This is a genomic window from Halobacillus rhizosphaerae (assembly GCF_046719735.1).
Taxonomy (GTDB): Bacteria; Bacillota; Bacilli; order Bacillales; family Halobacillaceae; genus Halobacillus_B; species Halobacillus_B rhizosphaerae.
Genome location: NZ_JAUTWQ010000011.1, coordinates 73061 through 92341 on the forward strand (window position 1 = coordinate 73061; position 19281 = coordinate 92341).

At 40.3% G+C, this 19281-nt stretch carries 20 protein-coding genes; 13 read left to right on the forward strand and 7 right to left on the reverse strand.

The window, feature by feature from the left end:
• Nucleotides 1-80: 80 nt before the first annotated feature.
• The 4 genes from Q7A53_RS13105 to Q7A53_RS13120 form a co-directional block, all read right to left on the reverse strand.
• A complete protein-coding gene (locus Q7A53_RS13105; protein ID WP_411789618.1) occupies nt 81-1319 on the reverse strand; it encodes a molybdopterin-dependent oxidoreductase in 1239 nt (412 codons plus the stop codon).
• Nucleotides 1312-2364, reverse strand: coding sequence for a sensor histidine kinase (locus Q7A53_RS13110; RefSeq protein ID WP_411789619.1), 1053 nt, complete (start codon nt 2362-2364; stop codon nt 1312-1314). Before Q7A53_RS13110 ends, Q7A53_RS13105 begins: the two co-directional genes overlap by 8 nt.
• Nucleotides 2361-3071, reverse strand: coding sequence for a response regulator transcription factor (locus tag Q7A53_RS13115; RefSeq protein ID WP_411789620.1), 711 nt, complete (start codon nt 3069-3071; stop codon nt 2361-2363). Before Q7A53_RS13115 ends, Q7A53_RS13110 begins: the two co-directional genes overlap by 4 nt.
• Before the next feature lie 73 nt (nt 3072-3144).
• The gene (locus tag Q7A53_RS13120) at nt 3145-3510 is read right to left on the reverse strand and encodes a hypothetical protein (RefSeq protein WP_411789621.1); all 366 of its coding nucleotides are present in this window, start codon (nt 3508-3510) and stop codon (nt 3145-3147) included.
• Between the two features lie 361 nt (nt 3511-3871).
• Between Q7A53_RS13120 and Q7A53_RS13125 the strand changes: the two genes are divergently transcribed.
• From Q7A53_RS13125 to Q7A53_RS13160, 8 genes are all read left to right on the forward strand, one after another.
• Nucleotides 3872-4060 (forward strand): helix-turn-helix transcriptional regulator, encoded by a 189-nt coding sequence (locus tag Q7A53_RS13125; RefSeq protein ID WP_411789783.1) that lies wholly within the window; start codon nt 3872-3874, stop codon nt 4058-4060.
• A gap of 21 nt (nt 4061-4081) precedes the next feature.
• Nucleotides 4082-4399 carry a hypothetical protein gene (locus Q7A53_RS13130; protein WP_411789622.1) on the forward strand — a complete coding sequence of 106 codons (318 nt, stop codon included), beginning with the start codon at nt 4082-4084 and terminating at the stop codon, nt 4397-4399.
• 166 nt (nt 4400-4565) lie between these two features.
• The gene (locus tag Q7A53_RS13135; protein WP_411789623.1) at nt 4566-4757 is read left to right on the forward strand and encodes a DUF6366 family protein; all 192 of its coding nucleotides are present in this window, start codon (nt 4566-4568) and stop codon (nt 4755-4757) included.
• 108 nt (nt 4758-4865) lie between these two features.
• The gene (locus Q7A53_RS13140; RefSeq protein ID WP_411789624.1) at nt 4866-5375 is read left to right on the forward strand and encodes a DinB family protein; all 510 of its coding nucleotides are present in this window, start codon (nt 4866-4868) and stop codon (nt 5373-5375) included.
• Between the two features lie 435 nt (nt 5376-5810).
• A complete protein-coding gene (locus Q7A53_RS13145; protein WP_411789625.1) occupies nt 5811-6506 on the forward strand; it encodes a 3-keto-5-aminohexanoate cleavage protein in 696 nt (231 codons plus the stop codon).
• 176 nt (nt 6507-6682) lie between these two features.
• Nucleotides 6683-7909, forward strand: a complete 1227-nt coding sequence (locus Q7A53_RS13150; protein WP_411789626.1) for an MFS transporter — start codon at nt 6683-6685, stop codon at nt 7907-7909.
• A 139-nt stretch (nt 7910-8048) separates the two neighbouring features.
• A complete protein-coding gene (locus Q7A53_RS13155; RefSeq protein WP_411789627.1) occupies nt 8049-8330 on the forward strand; it encodes a hypothetical protein in 282 nt (93 codons plus the stop codon).
• Nucleotides 8331-8548: 218 nt separating this feature from the next.
• Nucleotides 8549-9007 (forward strand): NUDIX hydrolase, encoded by a 459-nt coding sequence (locus Q7A53_RS13160; RefSeq protein ID WP_411789628.1) that lies wholly within the window; start codon nt 8549-8551, stop codon nt 9005-9007.
• 366 nt (nt 9008-9373) lie between these two features.
• Here the strand turns inward: Q7A53_RS13160 and Q7A53_RS13165 are convergent, their stop codons facing one another.
• Nucleotides 9374-9802, reverse strand: coding sequence for a BrxA/BrxB family bacilliredoxin (locus Q7A53_RS13165; protein WP_411789629.1), 429 nt, complete (start codon nt 9800-9802; stop codon nt 9374-9376).
• 18 nt (nt 9803-9820) lie between these two features.
• The gene (locus Q7A53_RS13170) at nt 9821-10954 is read right to left on the reverse strand and encodes a conserved virulence factor C family protein (RefSeq protein ID WP_411789630.1); all 1134 of its coding nucleotides are present in this window, start codon (nt 10952-10954) and stop codon (nt 9821-9823) included.
• Between the two features lie 165 nt (nt 10955-11119).
• Here Q7A53_RS13170 and Q7A53_RS13175 point away from each other — a divergent pair, with 165 nt between their 5' ends.
• The 5 genes from Q7A53_RS13175 to Q7A53_RS13195 all read left to right on the forward strand — a co-directional run bounded on the left by Q7A53_RS13175 (nt 11120) and on the right by Q7A53_RS13195 (nt 18720).
• On the forward strand, nt 11120-14545 hold the full coding sequence (locus Q7A53_RS13175; RefSeq protein ID WP_411789631.1) for a hypothetical protein: 3426 nt from the start codon (nt 11120-11122) through the stop codon (nt 14543-14545).
• 129 nt (nt 14546-14674) lie between these two features.
• Nucleotides 14675-15595 carry an ABC transporter ATP-binding protein gene (locus tag Q7A53_RS13180; protein ID WP_411789632.1) on the forward strand — a complete coding sequence of 307 codons (921 nt, stop codon included), beginning with the start codon at nt 14675-14677 and terminating at the stop codon, nt 15593-15595.
• Nucleotides 15588-16553, forward strand: a complete 966-nt coding sequence (locus Q7A53_RS13185) for an ABC transporter permease (RefSeq protein ID WP_411789633.1) — start codon at nt 15588-15590, stop codon at nt 16551-16553. The genes Q7A53_RS13180 and Q7A53_RS13185 overlap by 8 nt, the downstream gene beginning before the upstream one ends.
• Nucleotides 16554-16571: 18 nt before the next feature.
• Nucleotides 16572-17030, forward strand: coding sequence for a DUF4064 domain-containing protein (locus Q7A53_RS13190; RefSeq protein ID WP_411789634.1), 459 nt, complete (start codon nt 16572-16574; stop codon nt 17028-17030).
• A 181-nt stretch (nt 17031-17211) separates the two neighbouring features.
• On the forward strand, nt 17212-18720 hold the full coding sequence (locus Q7A53_RS13195; protein ID WP_411789635.1) for an HD-GYP domain-containing protein: 1509 nt from the start codon (nt 17212-17214) through the stop codon (nt 18718-18720).
• Nucleotides 18721-19016: 296 nt separating this feature from the next.
• On the opposite strand, the gene Q7A53_RS13200 is transcribed toward Q7A53_RS13195, so the two are convergent.
• Nucleotides 19017-19193 carry a hypothetical protein gene (locus Q7A53_RS13200; RefSeq protein ID WP_411789636.1) on the reverse strand — a complete coding sequence of 59 codons (177 nt, stop codon included), beginning with the start codon at nt 19191-19193 and terminating at the stop codon, nt 19017-19019.
• Nucleotides 19194-19281 lie beyond the last annotated feature (88 nt).

A 19281-nucleotide genomic window follows, 5' to 3' on the forward strand; every position in this document is an offset into this window, starting at 1 on the left:
CAAATGGTCCGGGGGTTAGTGGTGTTTAAATATTCTTGTTCTGTTTATGTGTAGTTCGTTCTGAAATGCTGTCCTAAAACTCAGGCATCTACATAGGCATCTTTCTTGTAGCCGCGCTGTTCCCAATAGCCGGTATGTTCTTTCTCAATTAACTCGATTCTATTTAACCACTTCACAGATTTGTAGGCATACATCTCTGGAACGATTAAGCGGACAGGGCCGCCATTCCGATTCTCAATTAATTCCCCGTCTATGAGCATGGCAACGAGTACATCATCTGCCATGGCCTGATCGATGGTCAGCGTATCAGTATACACTCCGTCCTGTGAATAGAATTTTACATATTTGGCCTTCTGTTTAACACCTGATTTATTTAGTAAGTCCTTTAACTTAATGCCTTCCCAAGTTACGTGGTAAAGACTCCAGCCTGTGACACAATGAAAGTCAGATACTTGAACTTCACGCTTTAAGTTGACAAACTGTTCCCAATTCCACGCCTGAGACTGATCGACTAGACCATCAATTTTAAACGAGAAGTTTTTATCATTAATTTCAGGCATCCGGGTGACTGTATAATACCGAAAGCTGCCTTTCCTTCCTCCCCCCACAGGAGGTTTAGATTTAGGGAGGGGCTTCGGAAGAGGGGAGAAGGTTTCAGTCAGCGGCAGGGTAGAAGATGGTGAACTCGAGCTTACCGAAGAACCAAAATAAGGCTTCAGCCATTGATAAATAAATGGGGTGAAAATAAGGGCAATGGTTGTCCCTGTTCCTCTGCGCAGCAAAGTTCTCCGATTCATGATCGGATTTCCTTCTTCAATGACCATATGTTTTTCCTGAATCTTTTTCTGTCGGGCCTTTTCCCAATTTTTAAACCAAAGGGCACGTGTAATACTGTGATAAATTAAGTACGGAACACCAACATAAGTGAAGAGATCGTGAACCACCAGGGCAAAAGAACTTAATCCCGGTCCGAACTTTCGATGGAACGTTAAGACCAATCCAGAAACAATGAGAGAGATCAGTACAAAGAGTACAAAGTATAAATTGGCCCGGTTATTTTTTCGTTTTCGCAGCGTCTTTAAATGTTTAGCAATTTTAGGTGCATAGAAGAGCACGGGAAGAACACTGAGGAAACCTATCCAAATGTGACCGTCCCTCACCCAAATTCTTAGCTGCGGAAACCACTGTCTGAAACTTGTGGAGAAGAGAATAAAACCAGTGATCGCCAGAACAGTAAAAAGAATAGCATTCCAATGGTGAATCTGTTTTAGTTTCTGACCGAATTTCTTCTGGAGGTTGAAAAATACTTGTTTATCCACTCGTAACACCCTTTCCTTCTCTCGGCAGCTGTATGGTAAAGGTAGACCCTGTTCCCAATTCACTGGCGGCAAAGATTTTCCCTTCATGCGCTTCCACTATATGCCGAGCAATAGCGAGTCCAAGCCCGGTTCCTGCATATTTCTGATTTCGAGATGCTTCTACTCGGTAAGTACGGTCAAAAATATGAGGTAAATGTTCTTGGCTGATACCCTCTCCTTGATCTTCTACCTCTATAAAAATGAAACGGTCCTGCTGACGGATACGGATTCTAATATCTGTTCTCGCTTCAGAGTGACGGAGAGCATTATCCAGCAGGTTCACTAATACTCGCTTCATTTTCTCGCCATCCATATAGACTTCCTTTACCCGTTCTGGAAAGTCAATGTGCACTTCTCTATGCTGTTCTTCTAAAATAAACCGCTTATGCTCCATGACTTCGAGCAGCCACTGGTCAAGTGCGGTCCATTCTTTATGAAGCTGCATGGTGCCGGAATCATAGACAGAAAGCTCAAATAATTGCTGAATCATTTGATCAAGACGTTCCACTTCAAGGGAAATGGTCCGCATGTATTGAGCTTTTGACTTTGGATCTTCCACCACACCATCTTGAATGGCCTGAATGAAAGCTCGAATAGAAGCCATAGGTGTTCTTAGATCGTGGGAAATGTTCGCTACAAGTTCCCGTCTTGACTGTTCAGCTTTTTGAAGCGCCTGGAATGATTGGCTGAGCCGTGTGCTCATCCCGTTAAATTGATGGGTCAGAGAGCGGATTTCTACAGGACCTTCTTCTGGAATTTTAGTTCCGAAATCGTTCTCGCTGATATGGTGAGCTTCCTCAGCTAACCGTTTAATTGAACGTTCTACAGGAGAAGTGAGCAAGTAATAAACTAAAAAAGAGATAAAAGCAGAAAGAACAGTAAGCAAGGAAAGCCAGCCGATCATCGAAACCGACAAAATCATATAGAAATAGCTGATAATTAAGAACGTAGTCATGAGTAAAATACTACTTCCGTTGGCGAGCAGGAAGATGGTTTTTATTTTCATGATGATTCCCCCGGATCAAACTTGTAGCCAATTCCCCATACCGTTTCCAGTAAAGCGGGATGGGAGGGATCTTTTTCAATTTTCTCCCGTAAACGGCGAAGGTGAACAGTGACCGTTGTAGTATCTCCATCATAATCGGTATCCCAAACCCTATGAAGAAGCTGACTTCTGGAGAACACTTGTCTCGGATGGGAGACGAGCAATAGCAGAAGATCAAACTCCTTCACAGTCAGGGATACAGGACTTCCATGCGCTACTACTTCTCTCGTGCTTGTATCTAAAGTAATCCCCCCGAGTTCGATTCTGAAGTTTTCCTTTGATGCCGACTGAGTGGTTCGAGAGCCGACTAGACGAAAGATCGAGCGAACTCTCAGCACCAGTTCTTGTGGGTTAAACGGTTTGCTCATATAGTCGTTCGCCCCTATGGTCAATCCAAACAATCGGTCATAATCTTCCGACTTAGCAGTAAGCATTAAAATCGGCGTTTCATCTTCGGCACGAACCGTTTCGCAAACTTGCCAGCCGTCAACGATCGGCATCATTAAATCCAGGATGATTAAATCCGGATGCTGTTTTCTCCAAATACTTAAAGCTTCTCTTCCGTTTGCAGCCGTATAGATTTCATAACCTTCACGTTCCAAATACCGCCTGCACACATCCAATATGGAAGCTTCATCATCTGCAATAAGCACGGACTTTTTCTCCAATATATTCACCCCTTTAGTAGTTCATTGTTTTTCTTTATCATAGCATGAACGAAAAAGGGGATTTTAAATTCAATTACTTATTATCCATATCATCGCTGCCATTCATATCATCTTCGCCCTTCATATCAGAGTCACTGTCCTTCATGTCGTCTTCGCTCTTCATATCGGAGCCGCTGTCCTTCATGTCGTCCTCACTCTTCATATCAGAGTCGCTGTCCTTCATATCGTCCTCGCTCTTCATATCGGAGTCGCTGTCCTTCATGTCGTCTTCGCCCTTCATATCAGAGTCACTATCCTTCATGTCATCACTACTGTCCATATTTTCTTGCTGCTGGTCGTCCATTTGGTCATCCCCGTTATTATTGTTATCATCGCTTGTTCCGCATGCCGCTAACACCAATACAGACAGGATGCCTACCATCGTTATCCATTTCTTCATTTTACCTTCACTCCTTTCGATTTAATTAAAGTGTACTAGGCAGGACTTACAGATCACTTAAGAAATCCTTACAAAACTATTAATTATATTCTTCATCAATTGAACAGAGTGTTAAATTAGTAGTTCCTGTTTTCTTTTACTATAGGAATTAGATGGGGGATGCCTGACGGAGGGGGGTTTTAGTAAATGTAAGGATAGTATTTGGAATTCAAATTTTAATGAAAAGGTGAATTATTTCATTTTCCAAATTAATAAAGACCAAACAAGGTGTAAAAAGTATTTGATACCTAATTTGGTTTTTATTATCATTAAAGTGTAAAATACTTTTGACATATGCAGAAGAGAAAGAGTGGGGAATGATTTGAAAAATCATATTAAGACATTAAGGGAAGATCTAGGGGTTTCACAAGGTAAACTTGCAGATCTTTGTAATGTAAGTCGTCAAACAATAAATGCGATTGAAAATAACAAGTATGATCCTACTTTAAAATTAGCTTTTAATATAGCTAAGCATTTAGGGGCTACCGTTGATAAAGTTTTTACACCATAAACATATAGGGGTGAGGAAAAAGTGAGTATATTTTTAACATATTTGATTGTTCCTATTGTCTGGCTTGTTATAGTAGGTTGGTTATCTGGTAGTAAGGAATTTATCTTTAAGCCAAAAGAAGATGAAAGAAAAGAGTGGATTAAACAAAGAGCTGTTATTCAAAGTTGGGCTACATTAATTCTCTTCATGCTTTCAAATTTTCTTTTCGATTATTTCAATGTAGGCGATCCTCGTCTGGATGGTATTAAAACTCAGTATCCTGAGCTATTTTATTTAGCAGTATTATTACTAAGTTATTGTGTATTTTATATTATTAATGGACGGAAGGTCAGCGCATAGACGGTTTCTTTTAATTTTGTCATCTGTCAAGTGGACGCTCTTGAAGAGTTTTCTGTAATAAGGCAGGTTTGTTTAAGACTTGAATTTCGAGATAATAGCCATTTTTGAAACTACCTTCGATTAGTATCGTATGTATAAAAAGAGAAATAATTATAGGAGTGATTAGATGGGAAATGAAAAAGAAACTCCTGAAGAAAGAAGAGATCGACTAAGACAAAAAGAACTAAACAATCCGTCTAGCAGCATTCACGGGAGCATTTCTTCTGATTTAGTTGGCGGATTAGGTTGGAAGGGTACTGGAGTAATTATTCTCTTACTAATAGTAGGCTTTATAATTTATGGAGTATTCTTTCGCTGATGACTGCGTTCGTTTTTCGGTAAAGATCATAAATAAAGGAAATATGCCCTTTCCAGTCGAATAGTAGTCTAGAAGTTGGGTTAACTATTTCCTATGAGGAGGTTTCTTATGCGTCCACGACCATTATGTATTGATAATCCGGAGAATGATAATTATGTTCGTCTTGTGCCAGATGGAGATATAGAAGAAATACTTAGTAACCAACGGACAAAGACCATTACCCTCTTAAACAGCGTATCAGAGGAGTCAGCAAGCAAGGCGTATGCACCCGGGAAATGGACTTTAAAAGAAGTGATTGGGCATATGACCGACTCGGAACGTGTGATGTCGTATCGCATGCTTGCTATTGCACGAAATGAAAGTGAACCTCTCCCAGCAATGGAACAGGATCGATACGTCACTATGGCAAACTTCAATAAATTATCCTGGGAACAGTTACTAGCTGGATTAGACGCGGTACGCGCTAACACGCTAAGCCTTATTTCAACCATTGATGATGCAGCTTGGGTTCGCAGTGGAACTGTAATGAACAGCCCAGTTTCGGTAGGCATCATTGCATATGGCATTGCCGGGCATGAGTTACACCATTTGAAAGTGATTAGTGATAAGTACTTATAAGTGGATTTGGGGTCTAATCTCCGGCACACGAAAGCGTTTGTTTGTGGGGACAGGCCCCAATCTCCCATTGAAGAAGCTGCTGCCCTTTATTCAAGAAAAGAGCAGGATAATTGAATAATGATTAAGTAAAAAAGTTTAGGAAAAGTAATAACTCATGAGGTGATAGCTTTGGCTGTCATAGGTTTAGTAGTGGCTTTATTTCAAACCTATATTCAAAGGGAATTGAAGAAAAGTTACGATTGATTAGTATGCAACTTTTACTCTCAGAAAACAATCTACATAACTCAAGACACTTTTGAAATAGAGTTGCTGGGATTATATTCCTAACCTAATTTATTTTGAAATCTAGTCTTTATGTAAAGGGAGCTTACTGCAGATACGGCGGAGTAGTAACAGAACAGGAGTGATTTACAATGAAACTACAAGTTGCTTTGAATGGAGACCGGACAAGAGTGGACCATCCCGCTGTTCCGATATCTCGCCGATGCAAAAGATTGCGTTGACTCTGGTGCAAAACTGATCCACCTACACCCTCGGGATAATAAGGGGAATGAAACACTAGATCCAAGTATTGTTAATGAGGTAGTGGCCAAGGTTCAAGCAGCTTGTGGCGTTCCGGTTGGTGTAACTACTCAGGAGGACATCGAGCCGGATGTTCAGCAGCGCCTTCATCTAATCCGTGGTTGGACTCAGCCCAACTTCGCATCTGTAAATGTTTGTGAAGCTGGCTCCTTCGAAGTGATGAAGGAACTTATTGAAATGGGGATTGGGATTGAAGCTGGTGTCTGGACGCCTGAAGATGCCGAAAAACTTTGTGCTTCGGAAATGGCTGTGCAGGTAACTCGCATCTTGGTCGAACCTGGTGCTGCACAAGTGGGCGAAAGTGAAGACTCAGCACTCTCTATGGTGGCCGATATCCACCGAATTCTCGACACATACAAGGTGTTTGTGCCGAGACTCCAACACGGGGATGGGTTAATTACATGGGCATTGCTCAAAGATGCGATCGACCGAGGGTTAGATACTCGAATTGGCCTTGAAGACACTTTATATGGGCCTGACGGAGAATTCGTAGAAGGGAATAAGAGCCTAGTTCAAGCCGCTTTCAATCTTGGGTTAGGCCGAATGTAAGTCACTGCAGGTGGAAAATACTCTCCACAAAAATAGGGATAAATTAATTTGAACAAGGAAACGACATTCTTAAGAGGAGTGTCGTTTTATTTTTCTCACTATAAAATTTGTATGTTAACATATTAGATACACATCGAATTAGATATCAATCTAATTATTAGAGGGGGGGAGGAATTATGGAGATTATCGCAAAAGGGAGTAGCTTACTTAGAAACAAAAACTTTATTTTTTTATGGATAGGAGGCGGGATTTCAGGACTAGCTAGTTCCATTTACTTACTAATTGAACAGTGGTACATAGTCAATTATTTAGATTTAAACCAATTTCTCGGGATTATTATGATGGCGACCACCATCCCTAGAGTAGTTCTCATGGCATTCGGAGGAGTACTTGCAGATGAGCAAAGAAAAACCAACATAGCAGCATCATCGTTGTTTCTTAGGTTTATATTGTTAGTTATTATGGCTATCTTCTTTAAAATAGGTCTGTTAAAATTGTTCCCTTTATTTATATTCGCCTTACTTTTTGGAGCGATTAGTGCATTTTTTTGGCCAGCAAGGGACTCATTGGTCCCAACATTGGTGAAAGAAGAGAATATTGTTAAAGCAAATTCTTTTATACAAACAACAAATCAACTCGCTTTAGTTATGGGTCCTTTTTTAGGAACATTACTCCTTCATTCCTTTTCCTATACCTCTGCATTTATCTGTAATGGTTTACTGTTACTGTTAAGCGGATGGATGTTTGCTAACATAAAAGAGAAGGAGGGACAAGCGGAAAAACCTAAGCAAAAATCTGTATTTAAAAACCTGATGATAGGTGTGAAATACGTCCAGCAACAAAAATTTTTAGTGACAATTATGGTGACTTTTATATTCACTAACCTATTTTTTATCGGCCCATTAATGTTAAGTATTCCTCTATATGCGGATGAGAAGTTTGGCGGTGCAGCTATTAATCTCAGCGTTTTGCAAAGTGGATTCTCTATGGGAATGGTGATCGGTGCAGTAATTATGGGCTACCTGAATGTCGTAAATCATAGAGGATACATGATTATAGTGTTCCTCTTTTCTGAAGGGTTTCTAATGTTCCTATATAGTCAAATCTTCAATATCTATTTTTCAGCAATATTATTATTTTTAATAGGCGTTTGCATTTCAAGCATTAATATCCCTGTGATGAGTTTAATCCAAGAGAAAGTCCATAAAGATAAGTTAGGGAGAGTCATGAGCTTAAACACCATGGTTTCTATTGGATTAATTCCTGTGAGTTATGCGTTAGTCTCTGCTTTATTAAGTATCCATATAGATATTTCGCAAATTCTCTTCGATTCAAGCTTAATAATTGTTACGTTAAGTGTCTTCATACTATGGAAGGGGAGAACAATGCGAACGTTGAATTGAAATACATCATTCTTTTGGAGTCGATTCTTCATAAGTTTGGAGACTTTGTTTTCATATTTATTGTCCTTCCAGGCGTTTGGTTAATTTTACATAAAAATATATTTATTTATTTGGATGTTGAATAGGTTGGGGGATTATTATGCCAAAATCAATTTTAGGAAAGTTATGTTTGTTAATAATAGTTGTATTTTTCATTCAGATTGTTTCGATTATTAAAATGATTTCTATTAACGGCTTAGGAGCTATGGTTCAATTCATTAAATTCACTCCATTTACAAGCATAGTTGGCCTCATACTTTCGCTAAAGAGCTTAAAAATTGAGAGGGAAAAGAGAATAGTACCTATCATTACTCTTATCGTCAGTCTACTATTCTTTTTTATATTTCTTTTAATCATATTCGGTTTTTCTTTTGGTGGGTAGAGCTCTTAAGTTTGGAATGGTATTTAATTATTTCTTTTGGCCGTTAGTTAGTATTAGTTTCCATTCTTCCAATAATGGGGGCTAATCTGCAGTATAGGTGAGCCTTTTTCAGTGGGAATAGGCTTGAGTTCCAGTGTTTGTTTTGAAATAATTGTAAAGAAGAGGTTATATACAAATTAAGATACATATAATTTTCAAATAGATTTGAGGAGAAATAGATGTCTCAAGATGGAATTGTATTAGTAGCAAGTGTATCAATCTTTGATAATGATAAAGTCTTAATTATAAAAGAGAACAAACCTAATGCTGTCGATATTTGGAACTTTCCAGGTGGACATATAGAGTATGGTGAAAACATTATTTATTCAGCTCAGAGGGAAGTTAAAGAGGAAACGGGGTTAGATGTAAAACTGATTGGCACGACAGGGATATATAATTTTATTAGTAATACGAACGATCAAGTAATTTTGTTTCATTTTATTGGTGAAATCACAGGGGGTATATTAAATCTCGAAGAAGACGAAATTACGGAAAGTAAATGGATTAAAGTGAATGGTCTTTCGACATTTGGAGACGAGGATTTAAGAGAGCCACATGTAATAAAGCAGATCATTGATAACTTATTAGAAAAAAACATCTATTCAATGAGTGTATTTAATGAGCAGCTTTTTAAATAATTCTTACCTAGCTAAACCGATAAATATAAGTTAGTTTTTTGCGTTGGGCAAATGGACGATCGCTTAACTCAATATTGTGCTAAAGGAGTTCGAAAAATTTGAGAAGTAAACAGGCGGTATTCTGGGCCATACTAGCTGTCATTTTATTCTTGATATGGCTTTTAAAATAGGACATAACATGAAGAGAAGCATTTCGTATTAATATTAATCGTTTATTAAGTAATAGATGAAAAGAAAAAAAGGAGATTTGAAATAACGAGAACTTTATAGATTAATACTCCCTGCATGTTTTTGCTCCACACAAAAAGCCGGAACCATGGATTACATGGGTTCCGGTTTTTGTCTTAGTCTGAATTCAAAGACAAATTAACAATATTGATTATATGCAGTAGTTAAATTATCTACAATCTCTTCCACTTCAAAGTCCTCGATTTCCTCACGTGGTATAAAGTGCAGCACCTGCCCATCCTTAAGAACGGCCATAGATGGAGAAGAAGGTTCATATCCTTCAAAATAATCACGCATGCGGGACGTAGCTTCTCCATCTTGACCAGCAAAAACAGTAACAAGGTGGTCTGGCTTTTTGTCGTTACTTAAAGATTCTCTTGCTGCCGGCCGGGCGAGACCTGCGGCACATCCGCAAACAGAATTGATCACGACTAAAGAAGTTCCTTTTGTCTCACTGATAAATTCATCAACCGCTTCAGGTGTAGTTAACTCAGAGAAACCGGCGTGCGTTAATTCATCACGCATGGGCTGAGATATTTCTTTCATATAAGCTTCATATGGATTCATGAGGCATTCTCCTTCAAATCATTTTTTAGTAGCCTGGGTCATTTGATACCAGACAGATCCTTTGGCTTCTTCACCGCCGGCAATTCGTTCGATGGCCATGTTCACTTGCATACGTACTTCGAATTCTGAATCATTCGCTGCTTCACGTAAAGCAGGGAGGGCTGACTCATCTCCTAGTTCGTATAAAAACATGGCGGCTCTCCACCTCACAAGCTTATTTGGATCAGCTAAGGAGCTAATCATTTCAGGCATCGCTTCTTTAAATCCTAAGTCTGATAAACAATCGCCTGCTGTTCGTCTCACTGTTACGGTTTTATCCTTTAAGGCCTTGTACAAATAAGGCAGGACTTCAGGCTCCTCAATCATTCCTAAATAAGCAGCAGCTAACCGGCGAATAGAGGCTTTTTCATCATCAAGAGCTTTATTGAGTACTGGAAGGTCTGCTGCTGTCGGATTCATCTGGTCCAGAGCTGCATAACGGACTTTCCAATCGGGATCATCAAGTGTGGCTAAAGTAACTTCGGTTTGTTCTTCCGCTGGTGTTTCCTGCGATTCCTCTTCAAATGCCTGGGTAACTAGCTTCTCAAGGCGTGCAGAATCGTAACTGGCGGTTAATTCTTCTTTTATTTGCTCCCCAATTTCATCAGGGTCCCCGTAACGGGCACTTTGTTCCACCCATTTACGTTCCATAATCATATTGGGGGAGGCAGGGGCCGCTTTCATGGCTGCTTCCATAAACTCTTCGGGCAGACCTACACGCTTTTCTTCTTCGCCTTCTTCGAGTTTGACCTGCATGGGTATGCCGCGGAACATTTGAACAAAGACCTTTACTTCTCCAAAAGCTTCTTCCACATTCTGGCTCTGATTTGAAACTTTTTCAGTGGGTTGTTCGTCAGATCCTAAAGCCGTCCGCACCTCTGGCAGAATGACTTCCCATGATTCTCTTGGGTTACGCTCTAAGGCGATAAAATCGGCAACGTGATAAAGGCCTTTCACCCCTTCAATTGCAAACAGGTTCTGGATGAAATCCGGCGCCTGGGTGAGATCATCATCCTTTTTATAGTTATGAGTTTCTCCGCTGGGTAACTCTTCATTTACATTTATTTTCATCGAATTAGGGCTTGGTGTCGGTTCAATAGACACGATTTTCATAATAATTCCCCCCAAAAAAAGTCACTATATAGTCAGTTTATCAAAGATTTGCGTCCCCTTCCATTATGAGGAGTAGATGATCGATCGTTTGGAAAAATAAGGTTGAAATCATGTGTGTAATAGTGTAATATTACACCAAACACTTTCGGGATAAGGAGGGATAACATGACACAGCTATCGGAAGACCAAAAAAAGCGAGTTTTTCTAAGTGAATTGAACCGATTAAGAGAGAGGGAGTATATCTCATCTGCGGAATTTCAGCAGATAAGAGACGCTCATGAAAGATACTGCCACAGTACTACAGTGGCGAGTGAAAGTGAACGTTCTGTGAAAGAGAACAAAGAACAGGAAGCATCGGCTAAACCGAAGATCACAGCTAAACCTACCAAACCTCCAAAGGAAAAAAAGGTAAAAACGAAAGAACAAATAAGGGAGCGAAATATTACATGGTCGCTGATTTTAGGGGTTGTTCTGTTATTGATCTGCGGGCTGGTCGTCGCCACCAGCCAGTGGAACCAGATGGGTCCTGGACTTAAAGTATTTGCTATTTCCTTTGTTTCATTATTTTTCTTCGCCCTTAGTTATATCTCTGAGAAGTTTCTGAAGATTAAACAGACGGCATTTGCTTTTCTCACTCTTGGAAGTCTGCTTGTTCCTATTGTCATAGTGGCGATTGGATATTTTGAATTATTAGGAAACTATTTATCTATGGATGGAGAGGGTCGTTTTCTGCTTGGTTTAATAGGGGTGCTTTTGCCGCTTCCACTCTACGTTAGAAACGCTTACCGTCACCATTCTAGGCTGTTTGTCTGGATTTCATTCTTATTCTTATCCTTATCCGCTGGTTTTGGGCTGGGGGCAATGAAGGTTCATGCTGATGCGTTTTACTTTTGGCTTATGATATTCAATGGTGCGCTGCTTCTCTTATACTTCCGATATCGTTCCAGTAAGAGGTTAGCATTGTTTATGAAAGAAGTTCCTTTGTATGCACAGCTGAATTTGATAATTTCTACTCTGCTCTTGCTGTTTGTTTACGATGATGAACTGTTTTACAGTTTTAATCTCATCCTTACTTCAGTCTTGTATATGGCCATGGTCTTTGTTTATAAAACGAAGGAGTATCAGTTTGTCTTCAGCGGGCTATTTGCCTATGGAATTTATCAATTAGTGGAACATTCTTCTTTGCAAGACATTGATTTACTCATTTATAGTGCGGCTGCCATGGTTTATATGGGCTTCGCCTTTGCCGCTAAGAATCATACGTTTATACAGAAAACGTTTCAGTATACCAGTGCTTTTATTTCTATGTGTGCATTTATCTATGTAAGCTGGCAGGGGATTCTCATTCGGCAGCAAGAAGAATCTTTACTTCTGCTCTTCGCTTACCTTGTAATCACGTTGAATTATTTTGTTCTGAGCCACTTAGCAAAACAGCTGATCTTTCAATACTTAACACCGGTGTTTCTCATTATTTCTATGTGGCAGCTGTGGGTAGTAACGGGTCTTTCGACCATAGAATGGTTCCTTTTTACATCGGCAGCGATTCTTTTCTTAGTCGCTGTGTTATGGGGAACAAACAAATGGCTGATGCCTTTCCGACTAAGCAGTATGGTAACAGCTATTACAGTGATTATTGTATGTATGCTCAATAACCATCAGCATTTAGACTATGCTGAGAACGGTTTTATGCTCTTCATAATCAGTGGTTTGGCTTATGCGGGTTATAAGAAATGCCGCAGCTTTGAAGGAGTTACTTCTGCTCAATGGATCCAGCCGCTCAGTTTGCTGCTTGCATCCATGTGTTTATATCCATGGTTTTTCGAGTTTTTCGAAGTGTATAAAGAAGAGCTTGGCCTGTCTATCCATCTTGCAATTACCGGCCTGGTCCTTCTCTTCATTCATCTAGGATGGAAAAAAATCAAGGAAACACGATTATCCCTTTCCAGCTTTTATCTTGGCCAGTGTGCTTATATTTTATCTTTACTGCAATTAATTATTGATCCGTATATTGATCCTATGCTGATGAAACCTCTCGTTCTATTCATCGGGGTGGGCGTACTGTTTTGGCTTGTCCAATACTCACGGATCTCTGGATTATGGTCCCTGGTAGCGCTTGTAAGTCTGGCTTTTTATTCGTCTTTACTGATGCCGCTTTCGATCCTTTCCTTTCAAGGAACGACTTATTATATGATGGTTGCTCCAGTATTTTTACTCACAATAAGAGAACTGGGGAGGAGAATTTGGCCGCAGCTGGAGATCTATTTCTTTTGGTTAGCCCAGGTGATTTCTACTTTGATGGTTGGGATCGTATACTTGACTCAGTTATGGAATGAAGCTGTTCATCCGTTGATTTTGCTTGTTCCGATCGCTCTCTATATTTGGGGATCGGTCATTAAACGTACAGAGTGGCAGCGGAAATTGCTGCTTTATGCAGGAATGACTGTGGTTTTTTTTCTCCTTTGGTTCCTTAAATCGCACTATAACCTGCTCCTATCTGTCTCGAATGCGTATGTGTGGCTCGCTGCAAGTGCTCTGTTTTCTCTGGGTTGGTTATGGTTGCCTAAGGAGTGGAAAGTAAGAGTGGAATGGTACCTCATTCCCTTTTCTACAATAGGATTAGCGGAGGTCGTTAGTCATCAAGAGAACCTCACTTCTTTAGAAGTTATTCCTATTACGAGCTACCTTCTGCTTATCTTATTTTTTCTTCATTATAAAAAATGGAGCCTTGTTCCGTTTGTTCCCTTGTGCATTTATGCAGCAATGTGGCTGAGGCTGAGTGGGGAGATGGGCCGGCCGCTGTTGATAGGTCTGCTTGTTCTTACGTTTGCCAGTCTTCTTGCCGCGGGCAGGTGGTTATATCATAGGCTTATTCATTGGAAAGAGAAAAAGTTCAACGCCGATGTGTACAGCTGGTCCGCCTTATTGTATCCATTTCAAACTGCTGCCGTCCTTCACTTTGATGATTCGATTTGGCTGAAAATAGTGCCAGTGCTGCTTGCTGCTGTTTGGTTCCTTGTTAATGCGAAGCGTTGGGGTTTGGTTCTAATGGATCGAGTTTTTCAAACCTTGTCTATTCTTAGCTTCTATATTAGCTATCTGATGGTCATTTTGGATTACGAACCGTTCATTCCTGATATTCTGGAAGCAGAGCTTCAAGTTCTTCCTCTGCTTGGAGTGATGGCTTTGCTTCGGAGGAAAACGTGGAGCGCATATAAAAGCTTGCTTAACCACATCCAATTAGCATTGTTACTAGGTGTGGCTGGTTATTTAGTGGCCGATGCCATTCAGAGCCATACCATTTGGGATGCGTGGATCATTGGCGGGCTGTCCCTTGTATCCATGGTTGCTGGGATGCAACTTCGCATGAAGTCTTACTTTTTCGTGGGAATGGGTGTGCTTATATTTAATGTGATGTACCAGACTCGTCCTTACTGGGGGAATCTGCCGTGGTGGTCATATCTTCTGATCGCTGGATTCATTCTTATTGGAGCAGCAAGTTATAACGAGTGGCAGAAGCAAAGAGAGGGAGACAATAAATATGTGGAACAAAAATTGAAAAAGCTTTGGGCGATATTGAAAAGTTGGGATTAATAAGGAGGGAGTCTTCTTAATGGAGACTCCCTTTTTAAGGAAATTTGTATAAATATCAAAAATAATGAAACGTGTTTCACAGTTTATCGTAGTATAGGTGTGGCGAAATGAACAGGGAGGGAAAGTTTTATGAAAGAAGCGGTAATGGAGCTTAAAAATGTTAAAAAAACCATTAAAAATAAGCCGATTATTAAAGGGTTGGATTTCTCGATACATAGTGGAGAGGTCTTTGGCTTCCTCGGACCGAATGGTGCGGGTAAGACGACAACGATCCGGATGATGGTGGGTCTCATGGAGTTGACAGAGGGAGATGTCCTGATTCATGGGAAAAGTATCAAGAAGGATTTTAAACAGGCCATCCAGCACGTAGGCGGAATCGTTGAAAATCCAGAAATGTATCCATTCATGAGCGGGTGGAAAAACCTTATTCATTATTCAAGAATGGTTCCAGGAGTAACGCAGGATAGAATTATGGAAGTGGTTAAGCTCGTGGGCTTAGAGAAACGTCTGAAGGATAAAGTAGGGAAGTACTCTCTGGGTATGAGACAGCGTTTAGGAATCGCCCAGGCACTTTTACATAATCCTTCTATTTTAATTCTTGATGAACCGACGAACGGTCTTGATCCATCAGGTATCCGTGAAATTAGAGCCTATATTAGAAAATTAGCGGCTGAAGAAGGAGTGGCCGTCATTGTGTCCAGTCACATCCTATCTGAGATGGAAATGATGTGTGATCGAATCGGTATTATAAAAAATGGAGAAATTATTTCGATCCAGACGGTAAATGATGCTTTGCAGCAGTCTGACCAGAAGGAAGTCCGTCTTGATGCGACTCCTGTTGAAACAGCTATGGAAGTAGTCGAAGAGCTCACCAAACAGGCGCCAGTTCGTGAAAACGACTCGTTAGTGTTTACAGTGAAGCATGAGGAAGTTCCGCTGCTGATTAACAAGCTTGTAGAGAGGCAAGTAGAAGTATTTGCAGTGAACGTCAATCGTGCCACATTAGAAGATAAATTTCTGGATTTGATTGGAGAGGGATCTATTGAGTAATTTTATCCAGCTGATACGTAATGAACAAATGAAGATGTATTCTCAAATCTCCACATGGATTATGTTCGGGGTTTTGGCTCTGGTGATTATTGTATTTGGCGTATTTTTGAAAGTGAATGATTCAATCACCGATCAAGGTGCTCCAACAGGAGATGACTGGAAGCAGGAATTGCAGGCGGAAAATGATCAGATAAAGGAAGGGATGAAAGATGCACCTAAACAAGTGCAGGATAATCCTCAGTCCACTTCCAAAATAGACGAGAACAATTACCGGATTGAGCATAATATCAAACCGAAAGAATATGATGCGTGGAGTTTTGTTAATGCAAACAAGACTAACATATCACTCATCAGTTTGTTTACCATTATTGTAGCGGCGGGAATTATTGCCAATGAGTTTAAATGGGGAACCATAAAGCTGTTACTCATCCGGCCGATTTCCCGGGCTAAAATACTATTCTCAAAGTACGTATCTGTCCTGGTATTTGCCCTGACGATGCTCGTATTTCTTTATATTTTTTCATTTATCATCGGAGCCATGTTGTTTGGCATCGACGGCTTTTCTCAAACCTATTTGTACCAGCATTCGGGCGAGTTTATCGAATCGCCGATCTTCCAGCATACGATTTCGATTTATTTATTAAATTCAGTAAATCTTCTCATGATGGCCAGTTTTGCGTTTATGATTTCTGCTGTATTTAGAAATAGTTCACTATCCATTGGAGTTGCGATTTTTCTAATGATGTCAGGAAGTACATTAGTGGTTTTTGTCGCCAGCAAAGAATGGGCCAAATATATTTTATTTGCCAATACGGATTTAACGGTATTCTTTGAGGGAAGCCCTATCATTGAAGGGTTGACTTTACCATTTTCTGTGAGTGTGTTAGCGGTGTACTTTGTGTTATTTATTGGATTAGCATGGTTTTTCTTTACAAAGCGTGATGTAGCTAGTGCTTAATAAAAAGGAGGAGTTTAAATGAGTAGAGTAGCAGAAATTATCTTTTCGGTTATCGGATTAGTTATTTATGGTCTTGTGTTCTTTTTCAGCTTTCGAGTTTTGACAATGCAGGAGGATACGAAAGCGCAGTTTAAACAACAGATGCAGGATGCGATGAATTCGAATCCCAATGCTCAGGGAAACAGCGTTTCAGTCGATAAAATCATTGATGCCATCAGCACGGGATCTTTAGTTATCGTCATATTCTCGGCCATTGCCATCATTCTTGGAATCGTAGCGATTGTCTTTCTTAAAGGAAACAAAAAACCGAAAGCTGCTGGGATTATTTTAATCGTAACCGGCGTAGTTACCACCCTCGGTACAATTGCCTTTGGTATATTTGGGGGCATTGCCTATTTAATTGCCGGCATTACGGCGCTCGTAAGGAAGTCTAAGAATAAACCTAATACAGAAGAAAGCTCAGTGGAAAATTATTAATTCTTAATGAATAATTTTATTACAAAACCCGAACCGTGGATGACCATTGGTTCGGGCTTTTTTATTTTCATTCCCCGCTCGATTTTACTTTTTCCGTGGACTAAAATGTAACAAGAGGCTCTCTGTTTTTGATATAATAGTCCTACATCTAGAACTATAGAATTAGAAAAAGGAGCATCTAATGGGTCCGTTTACTGCCTTTCAACGTCGTATTTTATTCAATTATATGATTGGATCACTGCTCGCGGTCTTTGGAGTGGGCAGTGTATTTATTTTTCACACCCTGTCATTATCTGATTCCGAAGTTCATTATCTAGTTAAAGTCATGGTCATCTCAGTCGTGATCATGCTGACCGGAGAATTTATCATATATCGGTCTCATGTAAAACCAATTAAAGAAGTGTTTCGCAGTGAACGACCGTCCATGCACGCGGTCAAGCAAGGCTATTTGGCAGCTCATCAATTTCCGCTGTTAACGGTAAAGCGTATCATGGGCCCGCACTTATTTGGTTTAGCTATACCATCCTCGCTTCTGTCTCTTACCGGCATATATCTGGACTGGATTCACCTTCCGTACTATTACATAGCGCTCGCGTGGAGTGGTGCATTTCTTATCGCAGTTCTTCATTCCTTAATCGAATTTTTTCTAACGTACCAAAGTGTGCAGCTGTTGCTTCATTCCTTTTCTGCCAGAACAAAGGAGCTTGGCTATCCAGCTTTAAAGCTGGAGGGAAGAATATATTTAAGTATTAAAAGGAAAATGCTTATCAGCTCCCTTTTCACGGCGGTCTTTCCTGTACTTCTGTTTATTTTAGCTTCCCAGATTCGACTTAGTCAGGAGGGCGGTTCGGGCTTGGAAAGTTATTGGAGCTGGTCCGTATTGGTCATCGTCGTCATCTTATTTATGGCGCTAGTTATAGCGGTTCTTCTCTATAGAAGTATTGAGCAGCCTATGAACTCCTTACGGCAAAGGTTTGAAGAGGTGCGGAGCGGCGAATTGGAATATATGAATAACATTTATTCAGACGAATTTTCCAAACTAGTTACAGGGTTCAACCACATGGTTTCTAGTATAAAAGAAAGAGATGAGCGGAATGAACAGCTGCTGGAGAGCTTCTTTACTGTGTTTGCAGCTACCCTCGATGCAAGGGACCCATATACAGCGGGGCATTCGGCTCGAGTAGCTGACTATTGTGTGCAAATCGCAAGCAGAGCAAATTTCTCCCTGGAGGACATAGACCTGCTAAGGAAATCCGCACTTCTCCATGATATAGGTAAAATTGGAGTTCGAGATCATGTCTTATTAAAAGAGGAATCTCTGACTGAAGAGGAGTTTGAACAAATTAAGCAGCATCCTGTGATTGGGGCAGATATACTGCATCAGGTTCAGCTCCCTAGCGAACTTCTTCCCGTAATCCCGGGAGTTCGCTCTCATCACGAACGTTTAGATGGGAAAGGATATCCTGATGGGCTGACAGGAACAGAAATTCCGTTGTTTGGAAGGTTAATGGCAGTAGCAGACGCTTTTGATGCTATGACTAGTGACCGCCCTTACAGAAAAGGAATGTCTATTGAACAAGCAATGAGGATTATTGAAGAAGGGAAAGGGACCCAATGGGATGTTTATTTCGCAGATCTTCTCCTCGCTATTATGAGGGAGAAGAATCTTAACCAGGTTTCTTCCACTTAGTATTAACTAAGAGGATATGTAAAAGAGGCAGGGGTATATAGAAATGCCTCCACCAAAAAACGGACAATTGAGGGAAGGGCAGAAGTTTACCCTGAATAGCCGCTCCGGAAATACACTCAGCTTTTCGCGGGCGGCTGGTGTGCCTTCCTCCCGCAGAAGTCTCCGTGTATTTCCTACGCTGGAATTATTGATAAGACAAACAAAAAATCCGATCGATGATGGAATATTATCGACATTCTTCCATCATCGATCGGATTTAATAATCGCTAAAAAACCTCTTTCCCAATCTCTTTTCCTTAATCCAATATTCGGTTCATTTCATCAACATCAGCAAGCTGACGGTTGGCAGGGATTCCGTTCTGTGGCATGATCCCTTCACCATTACAAATCTTACAAGTATAGCTCCATTCTTCATCATCTGATAAAAGGCCTCTTCCGTCGCAAGCTAAACAAACTTGTTCTCGTTTTGCCATAATTATGCTCCTTTATCGTTCGTCGTTACCTATAATGTGCTACATTTCACGAAATGTTATTCCAACACGCTAAATTGGGATTATATAC

Coding starts and splice junctions, on each gene's coding strand:
- Q7A53_RS13110 (WP_411789619.1), bottom strand. CDS start 2,364: ATGAAAATAAAAACCATCTTCCTGCTCGCCAACGGAAGTAGTATTTTA.
- Q7A53_RS13120 (WP_411789621.1), bottom strand. CDS start 3,510: ATGAAGAAATGGATAACGATGGTAGGCATCCTGTCTGTATTGGTGTTA.
- Q7A53_RS13135 (WP_411789623.1), top strand. CDS start 4,566: ATGGGAAATGAAAAAGAAACTCCTGAAGAAAGAAGAGATCGACTAAGA.
- Q7A53_RS13140 (WP_411789624.1), top strand. CDS start 4,866: ATGCGTCCACGACCATTATGTATTGATAATCCGGAGAATGATAATTAT.
- Q7A53_RS13145 (WP_411789625.1), top strand. CDS start 5,811: ATGGAGACCGGACAAGAGTGGACCATCCCGCTGTTCCGATATCTCGCC.
- Q7A53_RS13150 (WP_411789626.1), top strand. CDS start 6,683: ATGGAGATTATCGCAAAAGGGAGTAGCTTACTTAGAAACAAAAACTTT.
- Q7A53_RS13155 (WP_411789627.1), top strand. CDS start 8,049: ATGCCAAAATCAATTTTAGGAAAGTTATGTTTGTTAATAATAGTTGTA.
- Q7A53_RS13160 (WP_411789628.1), top strand. CDS start 8,549: ATGTCTCAAGATGGAATTGTATTAGTAGCAAGTGTATCAATCTTTGAT.
- Q7A53_RS13165 (WP_411789629.1), bottom strand. CDS start 9,802: ATGAATCCATATGAAGCTTATATGAAAGAAATATCTCAGCCCATGCGT.
- Q7A53_RS13170 (WP_411789630.1), bottom strand. CDS start 10,954: ATGAAAATCGTGTCTATTGAACCGACACCAAGCCCTAATTCGATGAAA.
- Q7A53_RS13175 (WP_411789631.1), top strand. CDS start 11,120: ATGACACAGCTATCGGAAGACCAAAAAAAGCGAGTTTTTCTAAGTGAA.
- Q7A53_RS13180 (WP_411789632.1), top strand. CDS start 14,675: ATGAAAGAAGCGGTAATGGAGCTTAAAAATGTTAAAAAAACCATTAAA.
- Q7A53_RS13190 (WP_411789634.1), top strand. CDS start 16,572: ATGAGTAGAGTAGCAGAAATTATCTTTTCGGTTATCGGATTAGTTATT.
- Q7A53_RS13195 (WP_411789635.1), top strand. CDS start 17,212: ATGGGTCCGTTTACTGCCTTTCAACGTCGTATTTTATTCAATTATATG.
- Q7A53_RS13200 (WP_411789636.1), bottom strand. CDS start 19,193: ATGGCAAAACGAGAACAAGTTTGTTTAGCTTGCGACGGAAGAGGCCTT.